Here is a 21,331-nt window from a genome sequence, read left to right as displayed (position 1 = left end):
GCCGGCCGAAAGCATGTCACGATCCGGACTGGCTGGCGGCCGTCGCGGGATCGCGCAGCGCGGTGACCTCCGCGGCCGCGACCCGGCCACCGCCCCGCAGCAGCAGCTCCGGCCCGGCGGACCCGGTCTCGACCCCGGTCACGCGGCTGTAGCTCGGGGCCGGCCTCTCGGAGAGAAGCGTGCCGCCCTTCCAGTTCTCGATCCTGAAGCTGTAGCTTCCCGGCGGCAGGACCGCGCCGCCCGCGTCCCGGCCCAGCCATTCGACCGGCCCGCTGCCGGGACCGATCGCCTCGCGCGAGGCGACCTGCCCGCGCGCGTTCCGCGTCACCAGCACCACCTGATCGGCCGCCGGATCGGCCGCGATCTCCAGCGTGACGGGCGCATTCTCGAACCAGACCGGCGCCGTCAAGCGCACCTCGCGCCCGATCCAGCCGGCATATTGCGCCAGCCCCCGCCCCTGATCCGCCCCTGCGAGCGCCTCGAGCAGCTGGTTGGTCCGCACCTGCTGCTCGACCCCCGAGAAGGTGGCGAGCTGGACGGCGAAATCTGCGCCCTCCATCGGGTTCAGCGGATCCTGGTTCCTGATCTGCGTCGTCAGCATCTTCAGGAAGGTCTCGAAATCGCCGCCGGCGAAGCCGCCGCTTGGGGATGATGCCGCCGAGGTGCCTGTGGCCGGCGCTCCGCTGGTTGCGATGGGGGGGATCATGCCGACTCCTCGGTGAGACGTGGATTCTGTTGCGTCGCGGCGGCGCCGTTCGTCCTCGCGCAGCAGGCGCAGGCCTTGGACGCGGCGTTCACAGGCGCAGGTCCAGACGCCCGGTCACGCCAGAGGCGGCGGGGGCTGGCGCGGGTTGCGGCGCGTCCGTGCCGCGCGCGCGGGGGTGGCGCATCGGCTCGCCGGCATGGCCGGAGCGCCCGCCCGGCGTGCCGTCCTGCCCGGATTGCGAGAAGGTCAGCCGGGAGGCCGCCACCCCGCCCTCGGCAAGCTCGCGCTGCAACAGCTCGGCGTGGCGGCGCAGCAGATCGCCGCTCTCCGCCCGATCGGCGCGCACATGGATGGCGAGGCCGGCCTCATCCGCCGCCACGCTGATCTCGACCGGCCCGAGCTCATCCGGCGCCACCGTGAGCCGCGCGGTCTCGCCATCCACACGGAGCCGCACGCGCATCGCATCGGGCGCGGCGGGGACGGGCGTTCGCACGGGCGAAGCCTGCGGCCCGTCACCCTCCGGCGCGCCTGCCTCCTGATGGCGCTGACCTTCTTCGGGGCGCTCTGCCTGATCGCGCATCGCCATTATCGCCATCGTCTCCCCGGCGGGAGCCGGGATCGCCGACGGCAACTCGGGTCGCAGCGGGGTCGCCGCAGCGCCCTCGCCCCCGATGCTGCGAGTGGCAGCTTCCGCCGGCGGCTCTGCGAGTTCGAGAACCCCGGCTTCCCCGGTTCGCGCGGTGACGGCCTCGGAGGTCCGCTGATATGTTCCGTCGGCGCCGGGAGGCCGGCACAAATCAACTATCGCGGCGGCCGTCCCGACGTTCCGAGCGGGCGCAACCGCGCCGTGACCCGTCGCCTTTTCCGCCTCGACCCCGGTTTCCACTTTCACGCTGGCAGTCGCATCCGCCTGACGCGCCACTTGCTGCGACGCCGCGTTCCGCGGGCTGCCGGGCATATCCGCTCGCTGAAGCGGCGCAGCAAGGCTGGTGACGCCCGCACCCTCGCCTGTCCGGGCGCCGGACGTTCCCTGCTCCGGGGCCGGAATGATGTCGGGCCGCGGGACCGTGGCGGGGCGGTAGGACGGCCGGTCGATTTCGACCGACTCCTTCGGAAGTGTCGGACCCGCGGCCCTGTTGTCGAAGTCGCCACTGCGAGGTGGAAAGGACGACATTTCGGCGGCCGCTCCGACCTGGCCGCCAGCTGCAGCAATCGGATTCCCTTCGAGCGGCTTGCCCGACCCTGCTTCGGCCACGACTGGCAAACCCCGCTCTATCCCACCCGGAGGCCCGGCCTCCACGCCAGGCGCGGGTGCCATCACCTTCGCCGCCACCATGATCGCGGGCTTCCCCTTGTCGGGCCCCGAATCCGGCGAATGCGCGCCGGGCATGATGGGGAGAGGACGCGCGTCCACCTCCGGCCAGTCCTCCGCACCGCCTGCGGGGTCCTCCACCTCCATCTCGACACCGTCCGAAGGCCCGGTGGCGTCGGGCAGGCTGCCAGCATCCCGCTCGCACCTCTCGCCGCAGACGGGTTCCGACGTCGACATGAAGGCAAGAAAGGACTCGCCCGCAGCACCACTGCGCGGTGGCGCAGGCTGCGGCACTCCGGGGGTCGCCGCAGCAGAGGGAGGAAGAATCGGCATCACGGGAAACGCTCCTCGTTTCGTGATTCCTTACCGCAGCCGCATTACCAGAATGTTTACCGCAGCGCGTTATGCCAAGGGCACCGCAACCGAAAGGAGCCTGCCCATGTCGTCCCTTCCCATCACGGGCCTCGCGCCGATTCGGCCCGGCCTCCCCAGCCGCGGCAGCACCGCGCCCGCCGAGGCCCTCGAGGCCGCGTTTCTCGAGCAGATGCTCACCCCCATGGGCCTGCGCGCCCGCGAGGGCACCCTCTCCGGCGGCGCCGGCGAATCGCAGTTCCACTCCTTCCTCCAGCAGCAATACGCGCGCCTGCTGAGCGAGCGGATCGACCTGCGGCTCGAAGGGGCGAAGCAGTGAGCGGGCATCTCGGGGCGCTCGTGCGGGCGCGAAAGGCGCTGCTCGAGGGCCGCCCGCAGGATTGCGAGCGGGAAATCCTCGCATTCGAGGCATTTCTGGAAACTGCACCCGCACCCGCCGCCGAGCGCGAACGCTGCGTCCGGCTGGTGCGGGAATTGCACGGGCTCGCCCAGGCCTGCGCCGAAGGCGCGGCCAGCGCCTGCAGGACCTTTGCCGAGGCGCTCGAGGCCGCGGGCCAGCTGACCACTTACGACTCGGGGGGCGCGCGCGCGCATCGCCAGGCCCGCCCGCGCCCCGGCCGCGCCTTCTAGGGGGCATTTTACGGGCTTCTCGATAGGCGGACGCCCCGCCGTTCAGTATTCGGAAATCCCGGCACGCTAGACGGGAAGGCGACAGAAGGTCGATCGGGGCAAAGGCCCCAAGGGTCAGAAGGCCGGTCAACAATCCGGGGCCGAAGCCCCAATTTCGGAGGACGCAATGTCCAGCATCCTGACCAACAACGGCGCAATGGTCGCGCTGCAGACCCTCAAGGGGATCAATCAGAGCCTCGGCAAGACCCAGAGCGAGATCTCGACCGGCAAGGCGGTTGGCACCGCCAAGGACAATGCCGCGGTCTGGGCGATCTCCAAGACGATGGAGGCCGACATGGACGGCTTCAAGGGAATTTCCGACGGCTTGAGCCAGGGCGAGTCCACCGTCGCGACCGCGCGCGCCGCGGCGGAATCCGTCACCGACCTGCTGAAGAACATCAAGAGCAAGATCGTCTCGGCGCAGCAGGCCAGCGGCAGCGACCGCCTCAAAATGCAGACCGACATCGAGGCGCTGCGGGAGCAGATCGGCTCGGTCGTGGGTGCAGCCCAGTTTAACGGGGTCAACCTGCTGAACGGCTCCAGCACCACGCCGATGAACGTGCTGTCGTCGCTCGATCGCGACGGCGGCGGCGTGACGCCCCGGCACATTTCGGTCGCGCGTCAGGATATTTCACTGGTACCTGCGGTCGCCGCGACTTTCGGCGCCACCGCGGTGAACGACCTCTCGATCATCGACAACGGCGGCACGGCCGCCGGAACCGCGGCGACGCTCGCCACCGCGGGCACGCAGACCATCTCCATTGAATCGGTGGGTTCCGGTCACAGCTACAGCATCACCTTGGACGACACGGCTGATGCGAACAGCCTCGGCTCGCGGACCTTCTCGTATGTGGCAACGGCGCAGGACAGCGCCGTCGACGTGGCGACCCGTCTGGGCGACCAGATCGCGCAGCACCTTGCCTCGACCAACAACACGAACTACTCGGTGCTGCGGGTCAATGATCGGATCGAGTTCACCAACGCCTCTGGAGACGACATCAGCGTGACCGCAACGACGGCGACCGGCGGCGTTCCCGCGTCGGGCGGCGGCCTCGGCGCACTGAACACCATGAGCGTCACGACGGACTCCGGCGCAACAGCCGCCCTCACGGCGATCGAGGGGCTGATCCAGACCTCGATCAACGCCGCCTCGGCCCTCGGTTCGGCGCAGCAGCGGATCGAGATCCAGAACGACTTCGTCGGCAAGCTCTCCGACCTGATGAAGTCGGGCATCGGCTCGCTCGTGGACGCCAACATGGAGGAAGCCTCGGCCCGATTGCAGGCCCTGCAGGTCCAGCAGCAATTGGCCACGCAGTCGTTGTCGATCGCCAACCAGGCGCCGCAGCAGCTGCTGTCGCTGTTCCGCTGATCAAAGCCATGCGACCGGAAGGGGGCGCCCGCGCCCTCTTCCCCTTGGGGCTTCGTGCCCCCGTCACCAGGATGAGGCGAACTTACATGACCCCTCCGCTCCCGCATGCCTACGGCTCCGCCCACTCGCCCGCCAAGGACCCGCGCACGGCCGAATCGGCGGTGCTCGCCCGGATCACCGCGCGCCTCCACACCGCCGCGGCCAGGGGGCGCGACGGCTTCCCGCAGCTCGCCGTGGCGCTGAACGACAACCGCCGCTTCTGGACCGCGGCGGCGGCCGATCTCGCGGACGACGGCAACGGCCTGCCGGCCGATCTCCGGGCCGGGATGATCTCTCTCGCGGGGTTCGTCCTCGCCCATTCCTCGCGCGTCCTCGCCGGCGAGGCCGCGGCGGAACCTCTGATCGAGGTTAACCGCGCCGTCATTCACGGCCTCAGCGCTCAGGCGCTCGCGGCATGAGCGGCGGCGGCCTTGTCCTCAAGCTCGCCCCGAGGGAGCGCGTCCTGATCAACAGCGCCGTGATCGAGAACGGCGACCGCCGCGCGAGCCTGTGGATCAAGACCCCGAACGCCAACATCCTGCGGCTGTCCGACGCGCTGCACCCGGACCAGGCCACCACGCCCGTGACGCGCGCCATCTATCTGTGCCAGCTGCTTCTCTCGGGCGACCTCCCGCCCGCGCAGGGCCGGCGCGAGTTGTCGCGCGCGCTCAAGGAGCTGGCGCAGGTCTTTACCGCCACGGAAAGCGGCCGCCTGATCGGTCAGGCGCGCTCGGCCCTGCTCTCCGGGAACGACTACGGCACCCTCAAGGCCCTCCGCGGACTGATACCGATCGAGGCGCGGCTGCTCGCGCCCATGCAATAATGCGGCCTCTGGTCGGTGGCGGCGGGCTGGCGGGCTGGCGGCTGCTGCAACGCACGTCCGGCCAGCAGCTGTCGGCGCTGGCCCGCGATCCACAGGTCGCGCGCGAACGGGCGCGCTTCGAGGCCGGGGCGGACAAGCTCGACTCTGCCCAGGCGCTGGTTGGCGACTACCAGATGCTGAAGGTGGCGCTGAGTGCGTTCGGACTGGAGGCCGATCTCCCGAACAAGGCGTTCCTGCGCAAGGTAATGGAATCGGACCTCTCGGATCCCAAGAGCCTGGCCAACCGATTGACGGACAAGCGGTACCGCCAGTTAGCCGAGACCTTTGGCCTCGGCGCGGGAGGGGTTCCGCCGGAACCCGATGCGATTGCCGCACGTGTGTCCGGCCTCTATCTGGAACGCGAGTTCGAGCGTCGGGTCGGCGAGGTCGATGGCAACCTGCGCCTTGCCATGAACGCGGGGCGCGAGCTGGCCTCGATCGCGGGACGGAGCTCGAGTGATCGGACCAAGTGGTTCGAGGTCATGGGCACCCCGCCGCTGCGACAGGTAATGGAGGCGGCGCTTGGGCTTCCGAAGGAGACGATCCGGATGCCGATCGACCGTCAGGTCGAACTCTTCGCCGAGACGGCAAGCCGCCGCCTCGGAATCGGCAGCTTCAACCAGCTGGAGGACCCGGCCACGATGTCGCGGATTGTCGATGCCTTCCTCGCGCGGGCAAGCCTGCAGGCCACGGCAGTATCGGGCCCCTGGAACGCGGCCCTTGCGATCCTCCGGGGCTGAGGCGGGGCGTGGAGGCCTGGCAGGGGAGCGGGAGCGGGAGCGGGAGCGGGAGCGGGAGCGGGAGCGGGAGCGGGAACAAAAAGCGTAGGGACAAGGGGAGGCAATCAACGTTCCCCTTCGTCGACCGACCACGTAGCCGGTGCTTTCGGTGGTCCCTCCCGCCCGGTACGGGCAAAGACGTGGCGCGCGTCGCGGCGACGCGGCGGGGGCGCCCGGCCCATCGGGTTGCGCCGCTGCCCCCCTTGGCTATAACGCCCGGCTGACGCGCGCCCGCGCCGCCAGCCTCCGGGGACATGCCATGCCGAAACGCACCGACATCCAGTCGATCCTGATCATCGGCGCCGGTCCCATCGTCATCGGTCAGGCCTGCGAGTTCGACTATTCCGGCGCCCAGGCCTGCAAGGCGCTGCGCGAGGAGGGGTATCGCGTCATCCTCGTGAACTCGAACCCGGCCACGATCATGACCGACCCGGGCATGGCCGACGCCACCTATATCGAGCCGATCACCCCCGAGATCGTCGAGAAGATCATCGCAGCCGAGCGCCCCGATGCCTTGCTGCCGACGATGGGCGGGCAGACGGCGCTGAACACCGCGCTTGCGCTGGCCGACCGCGGCACGCTCGAGCGCTACGGGGTCGAACTGATCGGCGCCAGGCGCGAGGCCATCGAGATGGCCGAGGACCGCAAGCTCTTCCGCGAGGCGATGGAGCGGATCGGGCTCGAGAACCCGCGCGCCACCATCGTCACCTCGCCCAAGCGCGCCGATGGCCGCTTCGACACCGCCGCGGGCGTGCGGATGGCTATGGAGGCGATCGACACCGTGGGCCTGCCGGCGATCATCCGCCCTGCCTTCACGCTGGGCGGCACCGGGGGCGGGGTCGCCTACAACCGCGACGACTACGAGGCGATCTGCCGCAGCGGTCTGGATGCCAGCCCCGCAGGGCAGATCCTGATCGACGAGAGCCTGCTCGGCTGGAAGGAATTCGAGATGGAGGTGGTGCGCGACACCGCCGACAACGCCATCATCGTCTGCTCGATCGAGAACATGGACCCGATGGGCGTCCACACAGGCGACAGCATCACCGTGGCCCCGGCGCTGACATTGACGGACCGCGAATACCAGCGGATGCGCTCGGCCTCGGTCGCGGTGCTGCGCGAGATCGGCGTCGAGACCGGCGGGTCGAACGTGCAATGGGCGGTCGATCCCGCGACCGGCCGCATGGTCGTGATCGAGATGAACCCGCGCGTCAGCCGCTCCTCGGCGCTGGCCTCGAAGGCGACAGGCTTCCCGATCGCCAAGATCGCGGCGAAGCTGGCGGTCGGCTACACGCTGGACGAGCTCGACAACGACATCACCCGCGTCACCCCGGCGAGCTTCGAGCCGTCCATCGACTATGTCGTCACGAAGATCCCCCGCTTTGCGTTCGAGAAATTTCCCGGCGCCAAGCCCGAACTGACCACGGCGATGAAATCCGTGGGCGAGGTCATGGCCATCGGCCGCAGCTTCCACGAGTCGCTGCAAAAGGCGCTCGCCTCGATGGAGAACGGCCTCACCGGCCTCGACGAGATCGCGATCGAGGGCGCGGCCGAGCAGGGCAAACCCGCCATCATCGCCGCGCTCTCGAGGCAGACCCCCGACCGCATCCGCGTCATCGCCGAGGCCATGCGGGCCGGCCTCGACGATGCCGAGATCGGCGCCGTCACGTCATGGGACCCGTGGTTCCTCGCCCGGATCCGCGAGATCGTGAACGCCGAAGCCGCGATCCGCGAGGGCCTGCCCGCCGACGCGCCCGGCCTGCGCCGCCTGAAGATGCTGGGCTTCTCCGACGCCCGCCTCGCCCGCCTCACCGGCAACCCCGAGGCCGACATCCGCCGCGCCCGGCATCGCGCCGGCGTCACCCCGGTCTTCAAGCGCATCGACACCTGCGCGGCCGAGTTCGAGGCCCAGACCCCCTACATGTACTCGACCTACGAGGCCCCGGCGATGGGCGCCGCCGAGGACGAGGCCCGCCCCACGGACCGCAAGAAGGTCGTCATCCTGGGCGGCGGCCCGAACCGGATCGGTCAGGGGATCGAGTTCGACTATTGCTGCTGCCACGCCTGCTTTGCGCTCAGCGATGCGGGCTATGAGACCATCATGGTCAACTGCAACCCGGAGACCGTCTCCACCGACTACGACACCTCCGACCGCCTCTATTTCGAGCCGCTGACCTTCGAGCACGTCCTCGAAATCCTGCGGACCGAGCAGCAGGCCGGCACGCTGCACGGCGTCATCGTCCAGTTCGGCGGCCAGACGCCGCTGAAGCTCGCCGACGCGCTGGAGGCCGAGGGCATCCCGATCCTCGGCACCTCCCCCGACGCCATCGACCTGGCCGAGGACCGCGAGCGGTTCCAGCAGCTCCTGAACCGCCTCGGCCTCCGCCAGCCGGTCAACGGCATCGCCCGCGCGCCCGACGAGGCGCTGCGGATCGCGGGCGAGGTCGGATACCCGCTGGTCATCCGCCCCTCCTACGTCCTCGGCGGCCGCGCGATGGAAATTGTCCGCGACGAGGCCCAGCTGCGGCGTTACATCACCGAGGCGGTGCAGGTCTCGGGCGCGAACCCGGTGCTGCTCGACAGCTATCTCTCGAAGGCGATCGAGGTGGACGTGGACGCCCTCAGCGACGGGCGCCAGGTCCACGTCGCCGGCATCATGGAGCATATCGAGGAAGCAGGGGTCCATTCCGGCGACAGCGCCTGCTCGCTCCCACCGCATACGCTCGACGCCGCCACCATCGCCGAGCTCAAGCGCCAGACCGAGGCCATGGCGCTGGCCCTCGGCGTCGTCGGGCTGATGAACGTCCAGTTCGCGATCAAGGACGGCCACATCTACGTCTTGGAGGTCAACCCCCGCGCCAGCCGCACCGTCCCCTTCGTCGCCAAGGCCACCGACAGCGCCATCGCCTCGATCGCGGCGCGGCTGATGGCGGGCGAGCCGCTCTCGGCCTTCCCGCTGCGCGAACCCTACCCCGCCGGCGTCGGCCCCGACACGCCGCTGCCCTATGCCGACCCGCTGACGCTCGCGGACCCGATCACGCCCTGGTTCTCGGTCAAGGAGGCGGTGCTGCCCTTCGCCCGCTTCCCCGGCGTAGACCCGCTGCTCGGCCCCGAGATGCGCTCGACCGGCGAGGTCATGGGCTGGGACCGCAGCTTCCCGCGCGCCTTCCTCAAGGCCCAGCTCGGCGCCGGGGTGAAGCTGCCCGAGGCGGGCCGCGTCTTCGTCTCGGTCCGTGACGCCGACAAGACCGAGGAGCTCGGGACCGCGATGGCCGACCTCGCGGCGAATGGCTTCACCCTCGTCGCCACCCGCGGCACCGCCGCCTGGCTGGCCGCGCGCGGGGTCGAGGCCGAGCGCGTGAACAAGGTCTACGAAGGCCGCCCGAACATCGTGGACCGCCTGAAGAACGACGAGATCGCGCTGGTCCTGAACACGACCGAGGGCACGCAGGCCGTCAGCGACAGCCGCGACATCCGCGCCGTGGCGCTGATGGACCGGATTCCGTATTTCACCACGGCGGCCGGGGCGGTGGCGGCGGCGGCGGCGATCCGGTCGCGGGAGGAGGAGGATGTGCGCGTGCGGACGTTGCAGGGGTGAGGTTATCGGGGAATGACAACAGCCAACGCACCCGCCAGGAATCGCAGGCTAGAGAGCTATTGGGAGGTAATATACGATCCGAACGCTCCGAAGCTGTTTAAATGCCACGACTGGGATTTCGAACACGAAAGTGGGGTGGTCCGCTGCCATCTCGACGCGTCCGATTTCTCGTCTAAAGCTCCTCCAGTCGTACGCGGCATAAGCTTTACCGAGTGTGACTTCCAAGGCGTCTTCTCCTCACCGTGACCCGTATTCAAGGACTGCAAGTTCACACTCTGCGACTTTGGATTAAGCACGTTTCAAGGCGCAAAATTCAGCGGGTGCGAGTTCAGGAGCAGCTCATTCACGCAATGCTCTCTTAGCGGTTGCGACTTTCAAGGATGTGAGTTCGATGATATCGGAATCTCAAGCAACGAAACCGACCTGACCAGCACCATAATTTCTAATCCGGCAGCGTTCATCAGAGCAACGCGAACTAACCTCAAGAATCCCCCCTCCGGCGTTAATGCCGCAAGGCAATTTCTACGGTTTCAGAGGGACCGCTCTGCCGTCGCACGTGCTCTTCTTAGCAACCTGTCGCGCAAGGGACCTGATGCCTCATTCTACGAATGTGTGCGCGTTGCCTCCCGGCAGGAGAGCTTTGCCCGAGCGTCGACTGGCTTACTTGACGTAATTTCCAAATCCAATGGAGAGCTCACGAAATCGTAAGGTATCTCGCGAGGGCAGTTCGTGGCTTGCTCGTGCTCCTGTTGTCTGCGATTGACGTCATCGCCCTGTCTATCTTAGGCGCCATAAACGCTTGGGGCGCCAGCATCAGCAGAACTATTGCGGTAGGCACGGTGGTCCTTTGCGTTTTCTCCTATTACTATGTGGGAGCCGATAATGTAGCATTCTCCTCCGCATTCAAGGAAGCTACCGAGCTGTTCCTGCTGTTCGGCTACACTAAACACTCACCGTCTCCATCTCACCCAACCGGGGACAGCATGATGCTTGCCAATGCGCTGGCAGGGGTTGTTTGGTATATCGTCGCCGTGCCTACCGTCGTAAATAAACTCACGAGGATTCGCTAGTGTATGATGCGATGATGCTCTACGGCAGTTTCGCACGGGGCGACTTCACCGAGACTTCCGATATCGACCTGCTTCAGATAAAGCAAAGCGGAAGACCATTTTCAGTTAGACGGGGGAACGTTGAACTCCAAGTCATGCCTGCGGGGAAACTGCTTGAGATGGCCCGCGAGGGAGACCTGTTTGCGCTCCATCTTGCGCTTGAAGGGCAAACTATTTTCGACCCTTCAGGTTTTTTCTCTAATTTTCGGGAATCGATTACTGTACAAAAGAACTACGACCAGCCGCGCAGAAGGGCATCTGATCTGGGCTGGTTTCTCATTGATCAGGCTAAATCGGCAGATCCCTGCATTATAAATCGGCGATTTGCGTGGTGCGCCCGAACGATCCTCATTTCTCTAGCTGTGGAGAGGGGGAGATTCCTGTTCTCCCCTACGTCTTTAGAAAAAGAGTTCCCCGAGAGCTTTGTGCGAAGGGTCCTGTCCCTTCGCCGGTCGTCGAGCACGTCAAAAAGCCGGGAGGATGCGCTAGAGCACATCCTTCTCAGATACGGCTATCAACGGCCGGCACTCGAAACCGTTGTAGATTTCGAAAATCATTTTTCGGCTACGCGCAACGACGTTGCCCTTTCAACGCTTGCAACTCTATTTAAACGAGAGTCACGGCAAACATCTAACAGTTACAGCTAAGGGGTAGGCAGAGGATGACACTGCTTTCCCCCGCACGATCTCTTTCCGCTTGCTGTCCGTCCATGTAGGCCCGCGGCACCTCGTCTTTGCACCTAGCATGATTCAGCTCTATGCCGAGGCGCAAGCCCAACACGCGCCCCGCGCCCAACCCAAATCTCACATGAACCGGTGCCTGGTGGAGCAGAGGGGGATCGAACCCCTGACCTCGTCATTGCGAACGACGCGCTCTCCCAACTGAGCTACTGCCCCGCACCGGGGGCCTATCTGGCGCGGGGTGCGGGGGTTGTCAAGCGAGGTCGCGGGGCCAAACGCGTGTCTCCCGCCCCTACTCCGCCGCTTCCAGATACGCCTCCAGCGGCGGGCAGGTGCAGATCAGGTTGCGGTCGCCGGCGACGTTGTCCACGCGGCCCACGGGCGGCCAGTACTTGTCCACCCGGAAGCTGCCGGGCGGGAAGCAGCCCTGCTCGCGCGGGTAGGGGCGGTCCCAGTCCCCGACGAGGTCCTCGACCGTGTGCGGCGCGTGGCGCAGCGGGCTGGCGGCGGCGTCGATGCGGCCCTGCGCCACCTCCTCGATCTCGGCCCGGATCGCCAGCATGGCGGCGATGAAGCGGTCGAGCTCGGCCTTGGTCTCGCTCTCGGTCGGCTCGACCATCAGCGTGCCGGCGACCGGCCAACTCATCGTCGGCGCGTGGAAGCCGTTGTCGATCAGCCGCTTGGCGATGTCGTCCACGGTCACGCCATGCGCGGCGAAGGGGCGGGTGTCGAGGATGCACTCATGCGCGACCCGCCCTCGATTGCCGAGGAACAGGACCGGATAGTCCCCCTTCAGCCGCGCCGCGATGTAGTTGGCGTTGAGGATCGCCACCCGCGTCGCCTGCGTCAGCCCCGCGCCGCCCATCATCAGGATGTAGGCCCATGAGATCAGCAGGATCGAGGCGCTGCCGAAGGGCGCGGCGCTGACCGCCCCCGCCTCCGGGTCGCGCGGGTCGCCGGGCAGGTGCGGGACCAGATGCGCCTTGACGCCGATCGGGCCCATGCCCGGCCCGCCGCCGCCATGCGGGATGGCGAAGGTCTTGTGCAGGTTCAGGTGGCTGACGTCGCTGCCGATCTCGCCCGGCCGCACCAGCCCGACGAGGGCGTTCATGTTCGCCCCGTCGAGATAGACCTGCCCGCCGAAGCGGTGGGTGATGTCGCAGACCTCGCGCACCGTCTCCTCGAAGACGCCGTGGGTCGAGGGGTAGGTGATCATGCAGGCCGCGAGGCGGTCGCCCGCGGCCTCGGCCTTGGCGCGGAAGTCGTCGAGGTCGATGTCGCCGGTGGCGGTGGACTTGACGACCACCACCTCCATCCCGGCCATCTGGGCGGAAGCCGGGTTGGTGCCATGCGCGCTGACGGGGATCAGGCAGACCGTCCGCTGATCGTCGCCGTTGGCGCGGTGGTAGCTCTGGATCGTCAGCAGCCCGGCATACTCACCCTGCGCGCCGCTGTTTGGCTGCATCGAGAAGGCGTCGTAGCCGGTGATGGCGCAGAGCTTCGCCTCGAGGTCGGCCAGCATCTCGCGGTAGCCGCTGACGGTCTCGACCGGGGCGAAGGGGTGGACGTCGGCGAACTCCGGCCAGGTGATCGGCATCATCTCGGCCGCGGCGTTCAGCTTCATCGTGCAGGAGCCGAGCGGGATCATCGCCCGGTCGAGCGCGAGGTCGCGGTCGCTGAGGCGGCGCATGTAGCGCATCATCTCGGACTCGGCCCGGTTCATCTGGAAGATCGGATGGGTGAGGTAGTCCGAGGTCCGGACAAGCCCCTCCGGCACGCCCTCGGGGGCCGCGTCGGGCAGGCCCGCCTCGCTGCCGAAGGCCTTGCGGAGGAGGAGGTTCAGGGTCTCGTCGGTGGTGGTCTCGTCCACGCTGATGCCCACGCGCGAGCGGCCGACGCGGCGCAGCAGGATGCCGTTGTCCTGCGCGGCGGTCATCACCGCGGTCTGGCCGATGCCGACCTCGACCGTGAGCGTGTCGAAGAAGCTGTCATTGGCGACGGACGCGCCCGCCGCCTTCAGCGCCGCGGCGAGGCGGGCGGTGCGGTGATGGATGCGGGTGGCGATGGCGCGCAGGCCCTTGGGGCCGTGGAAGACGGCGTAGAAGCCGGCCATGACGGCCAGCAACGCCTGCGCGGTGCAGACGTTGCTGGTCGCCTTCTCGCGGCGGATGTGCTGCTCGCGCGTCTGCAGCGCGAGGCGATAGGCGCGGTTGCCGCGCGCATCCACGCTGACGCCGACGATGCGGCCGGGCATGGCGCGCTTGAACTCGTCGCGGCAGGCGAAGAAGGCGGCATGCGGGCCGCCGTGGCCCATCTGCACGCCGAAGCGCTGCGAGGTGCCGACGGCGATGTCGGCGCCCATCTCGGCCGGCGATTTCAGCAGGCAGAGGGCCAGCAGGTCGGTCGCGACGATCGCGAGGCCGCCCGCCGCCTTCACGGCGGCAATGGGCGCGGTCAGGTCCGGCAGGTCGCCATGCGTGCCGGGATACTGAAAGATCGCCCCGAACACATCGCCCGGCACGTCGTCGGCGGGACCGGTCACGACCTCGATCCCCAGCGGTTGCGCGCGCGTGTTCACCACCGCGAGCGTCTGCGGGTGCAGCGCCTCGTCGGCGTAGAAGCGCATGGTCTTCGCCTTCGAGGACCGCTGCGCCATCGCCATCGCCTCGGCCGCCGCAGTCGCCTCGTCCAGCAGCGAGGCGTTCGCCACCGGCAGCCCGGTCAGGTCCGAGACCATCGTCTGATAGTTCAGCAGCGCCTCGAGCCGCCCTTGCGCGATCTCCGGCTGGTAGGGCGTGTAGGCCGTATACCAGGCCGGGTTCTCCAGAATGTTCCGCTGGATCGCGGGCGGGGTGACGGTGCCGTGATAGCCCTGCCCGATCAGGCTCACCATGCGCGGGTTGCGCTTGGCCAGCCCCCGCATCTTCGCCAGCAGCTCATGCTCGCTGAGCGGCTCCCAGCCGAGCGCCTCCGACTGGCGGATTGAGGGCGGCACCGTCTCGTCGATCAGCGCGTCGAGCGAGGCGACGCCAAGCGCGCGCAGCATCTCCTCCATCTCGGCCGGCGAGGGGCCGATGTGGCGGCGGTTGGCGAAGTCGTAGGGATCGTAGTCGGTCACGGGCAGGGGCATGGCGGTTATCCGATCATCGCCTGATAGGCGGCCTCGTCCATGAAGCCCGTGAGGTCGGGCTCGGTGGGCTTGATGCGGAAGAACCACGCGGCCGCCGCGTCGCTGTTGACGCTGCCGGGATCGGCCTCGACCGCGTCGTTGACGGCGGTGATGGTCCCGGCCAGCGGCGCGGTGATCTCGGAGGCGGCCTTGACCGACTCGATCACCACGATCTCCTCGCCCTTCGTGACCTCGCGCCCAACCTCGGGCAGTTCGATGAACACCACGTCGCCCAGCTGCTCGGCGGCATGGGCGGTGATGCCCACGACGACTTCCTCGCCCTCGGCGCGGAGCCATTCGTGGTCTTCGGTGTAACGCAGCATGTCTGACCTCAGCGCTTGTAGGAGGGTTTGATGAAGGGAAGGGGCACGATGGTCGCGGGAATGCGCTTGCCGCGAAGCTCGGCCCAGACGGTGGCGCCCTCGGGGAGATGCGCGGGCAGCGTGGCGGTGGCAATCGGGCCGCCCACGGTCGGGCCGAAGCCGCCGGAGCGGACGGTGCCGATAGGCTCGCCGCCGGTCTCGGCCTCGTAGAGGGGCACCCCTTCGCGGATCGGCGCGCGGCCCTCGGGCCTTAAGCCGCGCCGGGTCGCCTTCGCGCCCTCGGCCAGTTCTGCCAGGATGCGCTCGGCACCGGGGAAGCCCCCCGCCCGAGCGCCGCCGGTGCGCCGCACCTTGGGGATCGACCAGCCGAGGCCCGCGGAACCGGGCGTCGTCCCGGCATCCATGTCGTTGCCATAAAGCGGCATCCCCGCTTCCAGCCGCAGCGAATCCCGCGCCCCGAGGCCGATGAGCGCCACCGCCTCGTCACCCAGCAGCGCCTCGGCGAACTCCACCGCGCGGTGGTCGGGGATGGAAATCTCGAACCCGTCCTCGCCGGTGTAGCCCGAGCGGCTGACCCACAGCCGCGCCCCGTCCCAGTCGAACTCGGCCACGTCCATGAACCGCATCGCGGCCACACCCGGCACGAGCCGCTCCAGCACCGCCTCCGCCTCCGGCCCCTGCAGTGCCATGAGCGAGCGGGCGTCCAGCAGGACGACATCGGTGCCCTCGAGCGTCCGCAGATGCGCCAGATCCGCCTCGACATTGGCCGCGTTCACGACGAGGAGCAGGTGGTCGCCCTTGTCCGCGATCATCAGGTCGTCCAGCACCCCGCCCTCGGGCGTGGTGAACAGCCCGTATCGCTGCCGCCCCTGCGGGATGCCCAGCACGTCGGCGGCAACCAGCGTCTCCAGCCGCAGCTTGAGGTCGTTCACCTCCTCATGCGCCGCCGGGCGGGCATGGCCGCTCGGCCATTCGACCGCGGGCCGGAGCACGATCTGGCCCATGTGGCTGACGTCGAAGAGACCCGCCTTCGCGCGGGTATGGTTGTGCTCGCCCAGCACGCCCATCGGATACTGGACCGGCATCTCCCAGCCGGCGAAGGGCACCATCCGCGCCCCGCGGGCGAGGTGCAGATCGTGGAGCGGCGTCCGCCGCAAACCGCCCGGCGTATCAGCCATGCCTGTCCCCTCCCGGACCGGCGCGTTCCCGGCACCGGCGTCATCGCTGCGGGTCCGATCGCCCGCCGATGCCCCCTCTGTCCCTGCCCCGGACGGGGCGCCTGAGATCGTTATCCCTTCGGCGGGCGCGGCTGCGCCACTCTCCAGAGTCCGTCACGAACAGCGGTTCTTTTCGCCTGAGAGTTTACCGGGGCGGTTGCTCCTTCGGCCCCGGACGGTTGCCCGCCCGGTGTCTCCCGTTGTCCGTTCCCTTCGCTAGCCCGGCCGGCCCGGGTCTTGCAAGCGGGAAGTCAGCCCCAGCCGGCGAGCGCGGCGGCGCGCAGGGCGAGGTTCGCCACCGGCCGCTGGGCGTAGGCCCCCGAGGCCCTGAGGAAGGCCATCCGGCGCGCCGCGCTCCGCGCCGCCAATGCCGCCTGCAGGGCGTCAAGGCGCGCGCGGTTCTCAGGGGTCAGCCGATGCGCGGAGGCAGCGATCGGCTTCAGCCCGGCTGCGAGCGCCCTGCCGTAATCCCCGCCCACGAGCCGCGTCGCCCGGCGCGCCAGCCCGCGCAGCCCGAGCGGCGTGCCGATCGCGTTCGCGTCGTGCTGGCGGTAGTCGAGGCAGGGCGCGTCCTCGAACAGCACCGCGCCGCCCGCGCCGGTCACGAGCTGATAGGCCCACCAGTCATGGATCGGCACCGGCCCGGCTTCGGCATCCGCCGCCTGCAGCAGCCGCAGCGCGGCGCGGTTCAGGACCATGCTGTTGCCCGGCGCGATGTTCTGGATCAGCGCGTGGCCGAAGCCCGCCGGCCGCCTGAGCCCCGGCGACAGGCCCAGCGGCCGCCGCGCCTCGTCCACATACCGCACCCGCGCGGCCCAGAGCGCGGGTCCCTCCACCGGCGCGAGCGCGCGGATCGCGCGGGAGAGCTTGTCGGCGTCCCAGACATCGTCCTGATCGCAGAAGGCGGCAAACTTTGCCTCCCCGGCGCGGGCCATGAGCATGCGGAAATGGGCGGCCACCCCGGCGCGCGGGCCGTCATGCAACTCGACCCGTCCCAGATGCGCCGCTGCGAAGGCGCGCAAGATGGCGGGCGTCGCGTCCGATGAACCATCGTCCCCGGCGACCAGCCGCCACTCCACGCCCCCCTGCGCCGCAAGGCTTGCCAGTTGCTCCGGCAGCCACCGCGCCCCGTCGTAGGTGGCCAGCAGGATCGCGACGGTCACGTCAGTCGAGCGCCCGGCCGCGGGTCTCCTCGCGGATCGTCAGCGCCACGACCACGCCCAGCAGCAGCAGCGCCGCGAACACCCCTGCGGCGAAGGGAAACCCCCGCCCCACCACCATCGGCGCCAGGGCTGAAGGGGCAAGCAGCCCCGCCAGCCGCGCGGCGGCCGAAGCGGTGCCCATGCCGGTGCCACGCAGGTCGGTCGGATAGAGCTCCGGCGTGAAGGCGTAGAGCGCGCCCCAGGTGCCGAGCAGCGCGAAGCTCATCAGCGTCAGGCCGAGCGCCACGACCATCGGCGAAGCGGCCAGCGCAAAGATCGTGCAGCCCGCAGCCGAGAGGACCAGGAACAGCATTAGCGTCCACCGCCGCCCGATCGCCTCGACCCCCCAAGCGGCGAGCGCGTAGCCCGGCAGCTGCGCGACGGCGAGCCACAGCAGGAACCCGTAGCCGCGCACGAAGCCGAAACCCTCCTCGGCCAGCCGCGGCGGCAGCCAGGTGAAGACGCCGTAATAGGCCAGCGACACCACGAACCACAGGGCCAGCACGGCGAAGGTCAGCCGCCGCATCGCCGGGCCGAAGATGCCGCCCTCGGTCGGCGTCTGCTGCGGCAGGCTGAGGGTCGTGCCCGTGGGCAGCGGCTCGGCCCGGTTCGTGGCGAGGATGCGCGAGACGATCCGCCGCGCCTCGGGCTCGCGGTTCCGGCGCAGCAGGTAGAGGGGCGATTCCGGCACCAGCAGGCGCAGGAAGATGCCGATCAGCGCCGGGACCGCCGCGACGAAGAAGATCCAGCGGAACGCCTCCGGGTGGCCGGCGAGGCTCGCGGCCCAGGCGGTCAGGGCGATGATGACCGTGCCGACCGCCCAGAAGCCCTCGAGCAGCACGAGCCAACGTCCGCGGTTCTTCGGCGGCAGGAACTCGGCCATCAGGGCGTAGTCCACCGGCAGCGTGCCGCCCACCGCGGCGCCGGTCAGGAAGCGCAGGATCAGCAGCGTCTGGAAGTCCGGCGCAAAGACCGAGGCGAGGCCGAAGATCGCGTCGAGGCCCACCGTCAACAGCAGCACGTTGCGCCGCCCGATCCGGTCGGCGATGCGGCCGAAGAGCATCGCGCCGATGAACATGCCGAGGAAGAATAGCGTCCCGGTCTGCAGCGCGACCGGGACCGTGACGCCGAAGGTGTCAGCGATCGAGCGGGCCGAGAAGCCGACCGCGATCACCTGCATCGCATCCGCGGCCCAGACGAGGCCGAAGATCAGCAGCATCCGCCGCTGGAAGGCGCCCGCACCGCCGCGGCTGAGGGCCTCGTCCACGGTCATCCGCATCGCCGCACTCATGCCAGCCGCTCCGACAGCGCCTCGAGGGCGAGAACGTAGCCCTTCGGGCCGAAGCCTGCGATCATGCCGATCGCGACCAGCGAGATGTAGGAGCGGTGGCGGAACTCCTCGCGCCGGTGGATGTTCGACAGGTGCACCTCGGCCACCGGCAGCTCGACCGAGGCCAGCGCATCCATCAGCGCGACCGAGGTATGGGTCAGCGCGCCCGCGTTGATGACGATGCCCCGATGCACCCCGCGCGCGGCATGGATGGCGTCGATCAGCGCGCCCTCGTGGTTCGACTGCAGGAACGCGACCTCGATACCCAGCCGGTCCGCCGCCTCGCGGCACATCGCCTCGATGTCGGCCAGCGTGGTCGGGCCATAGACCTCGGGCTGGCGGGTGCCCAGCAGGTTCAGGTTCGGGCCGTTCAGGATCAGGATCGACGTCATCGGAGCCTCGCGCCGCTTGCGGCGGCATCCTTGCGGCAAGCGGCCCCGCCGGGCAACCCGCGTTGACGCGGGGCGCGACGCTGCTACTAGCTTGCCGTCATATCAGAGCGGAGGGTTCGGCATGGAACGGTTCAGCGAGGCGGTCACGGGCGAGATGGTCGGCGAGGTGGCGCTGATCTGTATCGACAACCCGCCGGTCAACGCCGCGGGCCACGAAGTCCGCAAGGGCCTGACCGCCGCCGTGTCGTGGCTGGCGGGCAGCGGCGCGAAGGCCGCGGGCCTCTGGTGCGCGGGCCGGACCTTCACCGCCGGGGCCGACGTGCGCGAGTTCGGCAAGACCCCGCAGCCGCCCTCGCTGCCCGAGGTCTGCAACACGCTCGAAGCCTCGGCGGTGCCGATCGTGGCCGTCATGCACGGCACCGCGCTGGGCGGCGGGTTCGAGCTGGCGCTCGCCTGCCACGCGCGCATCGGCCTCAGCGGGCTCAGGGTCGGCTTCCCCGAGGTGAACCTCGGCATCCTCCCCGGCGCGGGCGGCACCCAGCGGGGGCCGCGACTGGCGGGCATCGCGCCGGTGCTGGACATGGCGCTCTCGGGCAAGCCGATGCCGGCCGAGGAGGCACTGAAGCACGGGCTGATCGATGAACTGACGCGGGGCGAGCCGCGGGAGGTCGCGCTCGACGCCGCACGCCGCGCGGCCGCGGGCGATCTCAAGACCCGTCGCACGGGCGAACTCGAGACGCCCGCCGACACCGACGCGATCAACGCCGCGCAGGTGAAGCTGGCGAAGAAGCCGGGCCTCAACGCGCCGCCGCGCATCGTCGAGGCGGTCGCCGCCAGCACCCGGCCCATCACCGAGGGGCTGGCCGAGGAGCGGCGGCTGTTCATGGAATGCTACGACGACCCGCAGCGGGCGGCACTGGTCCACGCCTTCCTCGCCGAGCGCGCGGTTGCGAAATATCCCGAGGCCGGCGCCAAGCCGCGCGCGGTGAAACGCGTCGGCGTGATCGGCGCGGGCACGATGGGGCAAGGGATCGCCACCTCCTGCCTGCTCGCCGGGCTGGACGTGACGCTGGTCGAGGTCAAGGAGGAGGCCCTCGGCCGCGGCGAGGCGGCGATCGCGAAGAACCTGGACGGCGCCATGGAGCGCGGCAAGATGACCGCCGCCGCCCGCGCCGAGGCCGAGGCTGCGCTCGACGCCACGACCGACATGGAGGCGCTGGCCGATGCCGACCTCATCATCGAGGCGGCCTTCGAGAAGATGGAGGTCAAGCGCGAGATCTTCACCGCGCTCGACCGCATCGCCAAGCCCGGCGCGGTGCTGGCGACGAATACCTCCTATCTCGACGTGAACGAGATCGCGGCCGTCACGTCGCGCCCCGAGGACGTGATCGGGCTGCATTTCTTCTCGCCCGCGCACATCATGAGGCTGCTGGAGATCGTGGTCGCGGACCGGACCGCGCCCGAGGTGGTGGCGACGGGCTTCGCGCTGGCGAAGCGGCTCGGCAAGATCGGCGTCCGCGCCGGGGTCTGCGACGGCTTCATCGGCAACCGCATCCTCGGCAACTACGCCCGCGCGGCCGAGCACCTGGTCCTCGACGGCGCGGCGCCTTCGCAGGTGGACCGGGCCGTGCGGGGCCTCGGCATGGCGATGGGACCGTTCGAGATGGCCGACCTCGCCGGGCTCGACATCGGCTATTTCAACCGCCGCCGCCGCGACCCGATCCGCCCGCCGGAGGAGCGTTACAGCAAGGTCGCCGACCGGCTGGTCGAGGCCGGCACCCTCGGCCGCAAGACCGGCAAGGGCTATTACGTCTATGGGGAAAGCAAGCCGGTGCCGAACCCGGACCTCGACGGCATCGTCGCCGACGAGCGCGCCCTCTCGGGCATCGCCCCGCGCGAGTTCTCGGATCACGATATCCGCGACCGCTATCTCACCGCGATGATAGCCGAGGCGGCGCGGGTGGTCGAGGACGGCATCGCCCAGCGCCCCTCGGACGTCGATGCGGTGTTCCTCAACGGCTACGGCTTCCCGCGCCATCTCGGCGGCCCGCTGCATCAGGCCGACGTGATCGGCGCGGCCGAGCTGGTGCGGCGGATGGAGGAGTGGAGCGCCGAGGACCCCTGGCAGTGGCGCGTGCCGGCGATCCTGCGGCGCATGGCCGACGAGGGCGGCACCTTCGCGCAGCTGAACGGCTGAGCCGCGCGC

The 21,331-nt window shown here is 69.3% G+C and carries 18 protein-coding genes, 1 tRNA gene, 1 pseudogene and 1 riboswitch; of the genes and pseudogenes, 11 read left to right on the top strand and 9 right to left on the bottom strand.

Going from position 1 to position 21,331, the window contains the following annotated elements:
* Positions 1-16 precede the first annotated feature (16 nt).
* Together GI374_RS00940 and GI374_RS00935 are read right to left on the bottom strand one after the other, a co-directional pair.
* On the bottom strand, positions 17-706 hold the full coding sequence (locus GI374_RS00940) for a flagellar hook capping FlgD N-terminal domain-containing protein (protein WP_154335139.1): 690 nt from the start codon (positions 704-706) through the stop codon (positions 17-19).
* Positions 707-794: 88 nt separating this feature from the next.
* Positions 795-2,165 carry a flagellar hook-length control protein FliK gene (locus tag GI374_RS00935; RefSeq protein ID WP_229582429.1) on the bottom strand — a complete coding sequence of 457 codons (1,371 nt, stop codon included), beginning with the start codon at positions 2,163-2,165 and terminating at the stop codon, positions 795-797.
* Between the two features lie 292 nt (positions 2,166-2,457).
* Here GI374_RS00935 and GI374_RS00930 point away from each other — a divergent pair, with 292 nt between their 5' ends.
* The 10 genes and pseudogenes from GI374_RS00930 to GI374_RS00885 all read left to right on the top strand — a co-directional run bounded on the left by GI374_RS00930 (position 2,458) and on the right by GI374_RS00885 (position 11,459).
* The gene (locus GI374_RS00930) at positions 2,458-2,709 is read left to right on the top strand and encodes a flagellar biosynthesis protein FlgJ (protein ID WP_154335137.1); all 252 of its coding nucleotides are present in this window, start codon (positions 2,458-2,460) and stop codon (positions 2,707-2,709) included.
* Entirely contained in the window at positions 2,706-3,020 is a 315-nt protein-coding gene (locus tag GI374_RS00925) for a hypothetical protein (RefSeq protein ID WP_154335136.1), read from the top strand. The genes GI374_RS00930 and GI374_RS00925 overlap by 4 nt, the downstream gene beginning before the upstream one ends.
* A gap of 166 nt (positions 3,021-3,186) precedes the next feature.
* On the top strand, positions 3,187-4,428 hold the full coding sequence (locus GI374_RS00920) for a flagellin (protein ID WP_154335135.1): 1,242 nt from the start codon (positions 3,187-3,189) through the stop codon (positions 4,426-4,428).
* An 86-nt stretch (positions 4,429-4,514) separates the two neighbouring features.
* Entirely contained in the window at positions 4,515-4,886 is a 372-nt protein-coding gene (gene flaF, locus GI374_RS00915) for a flagellar biosynthesis regulator FlaF (protein WP_154335134.1), read from the top strand.
* Positions 4,883-5,290, top strand: a complete 408-nt coding sequence (locus tag GI374_RS00910; RefSeq protein WP_154335133.1) for a flagellar biosynthesis repressor FlbT — start codon at positions 4,883-4,885, stop codon at positions 5,288-5,290. Before flaF ends, GI374_RS00910 begins: the two co-directional genes overlap by 4 nt.
* Positions 5,290-6,069, top strand: a complete 780-nt coding sequence (locus GI374_RS00905) for a DUF1217 domain-containing protein (protein ID WP_154335132.1) — start codon at positions 5,290-5,292, stop codon at positions 6,067-6,069. Before GI374_RS00910 ends, GI374_RS00905 begins: the two co-directional genes overlap by 1 nt.
* A gap of 298 nt (positions 6,070-6,367) precedes the next feature.
* Positions 6,368-9,703 (top strand): carbamoyl-phosphate synthase large subunit, encoded by a 3,336-nt coding sequence (gene carB, locus GI374_RS00900; protein ID WP_154335131.1) that lies wholly within the window; start codon positions 6,368-6,370, stop codon positions 9,701-9,703.
* A gap of 264 nt (positions 9,704-9,967) precedes the next feature.
* Positions 9,968-10,411 (top strand): annotated as a pseudogene (locus GI374_RS19740) (pentapeptide repeat-containing protein); the annotation flags it as partial.
* Between the two features lie 26 nt (positions 10,412-10,437).
* Complete coding sequence (locus tag GI374_RS00890) at positions 10,438-10,773, top strand: hypothetical protein (protein WP_154335130.1); 336 nt, start codon at positions 10,438-10,440, stop codon at positions 10,771-10,773.
* Entirely contained in the window at positions 10,773-11,459 is a 687-nt protein-coding gene (locus tag GI374_RS00885; RefSeq protein ID WP_154335129.1) for a nucleotidyltransferase domain-containing protein, read from the top strand. Before GI374_RS00890 ends, GI374_RS00885 begins: the two co-directional genes overlap by 1 nt.
* A 173-nt stretch (positions 11,460-11,632) precedes the next feature.
* On the opposite strand, the gene GI374_RS00880 is transcribed toward GI374_RS00885, so the two are convergent.
* From GI374_RS00880 to aroQ, 7 genes are all read right to left on the bottom strand, one after another.
* A tRNA-Ala gene (locus GI374_RS00880) sits at positions 11,633-11,708 on the bottom strand.
* 76 nt (positions 11,709-11,784) lie between these two features.
* Positions 11,785-14,622 carry an aminomethyl-transferring glycine dehydrogenase gene (gene gcvP / locus GI374_RS00875; RefSeq protein WP_154335128.1) on the bottom strand — a complete coding sequence of 946 codons (2,838 nt, stop codon included), beginning with the start codon at positions 14,620-14,622 and terminating at the stop codon, positions 11,785-11,787.
* A 5-nt stretch (positions 14,623-14,627) separates the two neighbouring features.
* Positions 14,628-14,984, bottom strand: a complete 357-nt coding sequence (gcvH, locus tag GI374_RS00870; RefSeq protein WP_154335127.1) for a glycine cleavage system protein GcvH — start codon at positions 14,982-14,984, stop codon at positions 14,628-14,630.
* 8 nt (positions 14,985-14,992) lie between these two features.
* The gene (gene gcvT / locus GI374_RS00865) at positions 14,993-16,162 is read right to left on the bottom strand and encodes a glycine cleavage system aminomethyltransferase GcvT (RefSeq protein WP_154335126.1); all 1,170 of its coding nucleotides are present in this window, start codon (positions 16,160-16,162) and stop codon (positions 14,993-14,995) included.
* A gap of 153 nt (positions 16,163-16,315) precedes the next feature.
* Positions 16,316-16,411: riboswitch (glycine riboswitch) on the bottom strand.
* A gap of 41 nt (positions 16,412-16,452) precedes the next feature.
* Positions 16,453-17,364, bottom strand: coding sequence for a glycosyltransferase family 2 protein (locus GI374_RS00860; protein WP_154335125.1), 912 nt, complete (start codon positions 17,362-17,364; stop codon positions 16,453-16,455).
* Position 17,365: 1 nt separating this feature from the next.
* On the bottom strand, positions 17,366-18,694 hold the full coding sequence (locus GI374_RS00855; RefSeq protein ID WP_229582427.1) for an MFS transporter: 1,329 nt from the start codon (positions 18,692-18,694) through the stop codon (positions 17,366-17,368).
* Positions 18,691-19,125: a type II 3-dehydroquinate dehydratase gene (gene aroQ / locus GI374_RS00850; protein ID WP_154335124.1), complete on the bottom strand. Its 435-nt coding sequence runs from the start codon at positions 19,123-19,125 to the stop codon at positions 18,691-18,693. Before aroQ ends, GI374_RS00855 begins: the two co-directional genes overlap by 4 nt.
* 121 nt (positions 19,126-19,246) lie before the next feature.
* Between aroQ and GI374_RS00845 the strand changes: the two genes are divergently transcribed.
* Complete coding sequence (locus GI374_RS00845) at positions 19,247-21,322, top strand: 3-hydroxyacyl-CoA dehydrogenase NAD-binding domain-containing protein (protein ID WP_154335123.1); 2,076 nt, start codon at positions 19,247-19,249, stop codon at positions 21,320-21,322.
* The last annotated feature ends 9 nt before the right edge of the window (positions 21,323-21,331 follow it).

Origin of the sequence: Paracoccus sp. S-4012 (assembly GCF_009674885.1) — a bacterium.
Taxonomy (GTDB): domain Bacteria; phylum Pseudomonadota; class Alphaproteobacteria; order Rhodobacterales; family Rhodobacteraceae; genus Paracoccus.
The sequence above is the reverse complement of the archived record's forward strand: the minus strand, read 5'-3'. Positions and strand labels throughout refer to the sequence as shown.

What these genes read in the sequence shown, in the direction of transcription:
- GI374_RS00910 (WP_154335133.1), top strand. Translation starts at nt 4,883, where the DNA reads ATGAGCGGCGGCGGCCTTGTCCTCAAGCTCGCCCCGAGGGAGCGCGTC.
- GI374_RS00855 (WP_229582427.1), bottom strand. Translation starts at nt 18,694, where the DNA reads ATGAGTGCGGCGATGCGGATGACCGTGGACGAGGCCCTCAGCCGCGGC.
- GI374_RS00845 (WP_154335123.1), top strand. Translation starts at nt 19,247, where the DNA reads ATGGAACGGTTCAGCGAGGCGGTCACGGGCGAGATGGTCGGCGAGGTG.
- GI374_RS00930 (WP_154335137.1), top strand. Translation starts at nt 2,458, where the DNA reads ATGTCGTCCCTTCCCATCACGGGCCTCGCGCCGATTCGGCCCGGCCTC.
- gcvH (WP_154335127.1), bottom strand. Translation starts at nt 14,984, where the DNA reads ATGCTGCGTTACACCGAAGACCACGAATGGCTCCGCGCCGAGGGCGAG.
- GI374_RS00940 (WP_154335139.1), bottom strand. Translation starts at nt 706, where the DNA reads ATGATCCCCCCCATCGCAACCAGCGGAGCGCCGGCCACAGGCACCTCG.
- GI374_RS00935 (WP_229582429.1), bottom strand. Translation starts at nt 2,165, where the DNA reads ATGGAGGTGGAGGACCCCGCAGGCGGTGCGGAGGACTGGCCGGAGGTG.
- gcvT (WP_154335126.1), bottom strand. Translation starts at nt 16,162, where the DNA reads ATGGCTGATACGCCGGGCGGTTTGCGGCGGACGCCGCTCCACGATCTG.
- flaF (WP_154335134.1), top strand. Translation starts at nt 4,515, where the DNA reads ATGACCCCTCCGCTCCCGCATGCCTACGGCTCCGCCCACTCGCCCGCC.
- aroQ (WP_154335124.1), bottom strand. Translation starts at nt 19,125, where the DNA reads ATGACGTCGATCCTGATCCTGAACGGCCCGAACCTGAACCTGCTGGGC.
- carB (WP_154335131.1), top strand. Translation starts at nt 6,368, where the DNA reads ATGCCGAAACGCACCGACATCCAGTCGATCCTGATCATCGGCGCCGGT.
- GI374_RS00905 (WP_154335132.1), top strand. Translation starts at nt 5,290, where the DNA reads ATGCGGCCTCTGGTCGGTGGCGGCGGGCTGGCGGGCTGGCGGCTGCTG.
- GI374_RS00920 (WP_154335135.1), top strand. Translation starts at nt 3,187, where the DNA reads ATGTCCAGCATCCTGACCAACAACGGCGCAATGGTCGCGCTGCAGACC.
- gcvP (WP_154335128.1), bottom strand. Translation starts at nt 14,622, where the DNA reads ATGCCCCTGCCCGTGACCGACTACGATCCCTACGACTTCGCCAACCGC.